The following is a 1984-nucleotide window of genomic DNA, read 5'->3' as shown; positions in this document are numbered from 1 at the left end:
TGGTGGCTGCGGGCTTTTTCATTCGTTTATTTTACCAGCTTTTGATACTTAAGTCTTTTTTGACCTGAATCCTTACGCTTGGACTTCATGCTCTCCGAATTTTTCTGACGATTTATTGGGTGACATTTCGACTCCTACTTAGATTCACCTATAGCATTTCTTACAAAGGTGAGGTACAATAACAGCAGTGAGTAAACCAATTCCAAATATTTGCTGATGTAACTTCACTAAATGCAAACTCTATGGCTTTTGCTAACTCTTGATAATTAGATGTCTTGATAGAACGGAGAATGTTTTTAAGTTTTGACCATAAATTTTCAATTGGGGAGAAATCCGGCGAATAGGGCGACAAGTATATTAATTTTGCACCTTTTTTTTGAATGGCTTTTTCTACTTCTTCTCCGATATGAATAGTACAATTATCCATTACTACACAAGCACCTTTCCATAACTTTGGCACTAATTTTCGGATAATAAAAGCCTCAAATGTAATTCCATCAGTTGTACCTATTAAATTGACTGATGTTAGGACTTCTTTGACCGATATAGCTCCAATTATTGAGACATTTTTTCCGCGTTTATTCGGTTTTGGTCCCTGGGTTCTTGAACCTTTTTGAGACCGGGCATATAACCTAACCATTGCCAAGTTTACTCCACATTCATCAATGAAGATTAAGTCTTTGAAACAAACTTCTCTAATTTTTTGCCAGAACTCGTATCGCAGGTTTTGAACCCTGTCAGTGCCTTTGTCTGACGGGAAAAGAGTTTTTTTTTCTTTCGTCATGTTTAAGAGTTTTGCCATTCTTCCCATCGTTGCTACGCTGATGGTAAAACCAATTTTTTGGTACAGTAAATAACGGAGTTCTTCGAGAGTTGCATCATTGTTTGCTTCAATCAATTCCGCTAAAATTAGCAGTTGTTCTGCATTCAGTTTTAATTTGACTCCACATCGCTCAGTGCGAGGAGCAATATTTTGGGTGTCACGATACTGTTTAACCAATTTTTGGACAAAACTTAGGGATACACAAAAACGGTTAGCTATTGCTCTTTGTGACAGCGGTTCATTATGGTACACATCCATAATTTTTTGTCTAAAATCAATCGAATAAGTTTTCATTTTTACTGATGCGTGATACTTGCTAAAATTTGAGATAGTTGTCATTCTAGTGACTGCTGCGGGTCGAGGGACTACTGCTCGAAGAGCGCCCCATTTAATTAGAGCTGTATAACATTTTGAGGTTCTATATTTTTCACTCCGTTTAAGTCAGTTAATAGTATACCTCATCTTTCTAAGAAATGCTATACCTCATTATACATAATTGATGGTTTACAAACCATTTGCGATCGCTGTATCATACCTCATCTTTCTGATAAATGCTATAGTAATTGGCGATCGGGAAGTTGGCATTGTCAGTAAAAAGTTTAGCTTCGGCGGCAAGTCTTTACCGCCCGGAGATTTAATTGCCTTAAACGGAGAAGCTGGATATCAAGCTGATACTTTGCCCCCCGGTTGGCACTGGGGTTATTGCTCTTTGCAATACAACGTTCGCAAAGAGTCTCTAACTGTAGTTCCCCAAGGTGAAATTGCTTTAATTATCGCCGCCGCCGGCGAGTCGATTCCGCCGCAGCGCATCCTCGGCAAAATCACAGAATGCGACAATTTTCAAGATGATCGCAAATTTCTTAAAAGCGGTGGCGAAAAAGGTCGCCAACTCGGCATTCTGACGGGCGGCAGCTATCGGATAAATACGGCATTATTTACGGTAATTACAGCAGTTAATGCTCCCAAACACAGTATGACAGCGGAACAGTTGAAACTGTACAAAATTGCTCCCTATAAAGTGGGAGTTGTGACAACTTATGACGGCGTTCCGATCCAAGATGGCGAAATTGCAGGGGCGATTATTCGGGAGCATCCCGGTTTTGTAAAAGTGCTATCCAGAGAGGATAATAGGTAGAGCGTCAACAGAAGCATGAACTGCAT

The 1984-nt window shown here is 39.7% G+C and carries 2 protein-coding genes; one reads left to right on the top strand and one right to left on the bottom strand.

What is annotated here, in order from left to right:
* Positions 1-160 precede the first annotated feature (160 nt).
* Positions 161-1117 (bottom strand): IS630 family transposase, encoded by a 957-nt coding sequence (locus QUB33_RS29315; protein ID WP_333358166.1) that lies wholly within the window; start codon positions 1115-1117, stop codon positions 161-163.
* A gap of 205 nt (positions 1118-1322) precedes the next feature.
* On the opposite strand from QUB33_RS29315, the gene QUB33_RS29310 reads away from it, so the two are divergent.
* Positions 1323-1958: a hypothetical protein gene (locus tag QUB33_RS29310; protein WP_333358163.1), complete on the top strand. Its 636-nt coding sequence runs from the start codon at positions 1323-1325 to the stop codon at positions 1956-1958.
* The last annotated feature ends 26 nt before the right edge of the window (positions 1959-1984 follow it).

Source organism: Microcoleus sp. B3-A4 (assembly GCF_036705385.1).
Taxonomy (GTDB): domain Bacteria; phylum Cyanobacteriota; class Cyanobacteriia; order Cyanobacteriales; family Microcoleaceae; genus Microcoleus.
Note: the sequence above shows the minus strand (reverse complement) of the source record. Positions and strands in the feature narration are given on the sequence as shown.

Coding starts and splice junctions, on each gene's coding strand:
- QUB33_RS29315 (WP_333358166.1), bottom strand. CDS start 1,117: ATGAAAACTTATTCGATTGATTTTAGACAAAAAATTATGGATGTGTAC.
- QUB33_RS29310 (WP_333358163.1), top strand. CDS start 1,323: ATGGTTTACAAACCATTTGCGATCGCTGTATCATACCTCATCTTTCTG.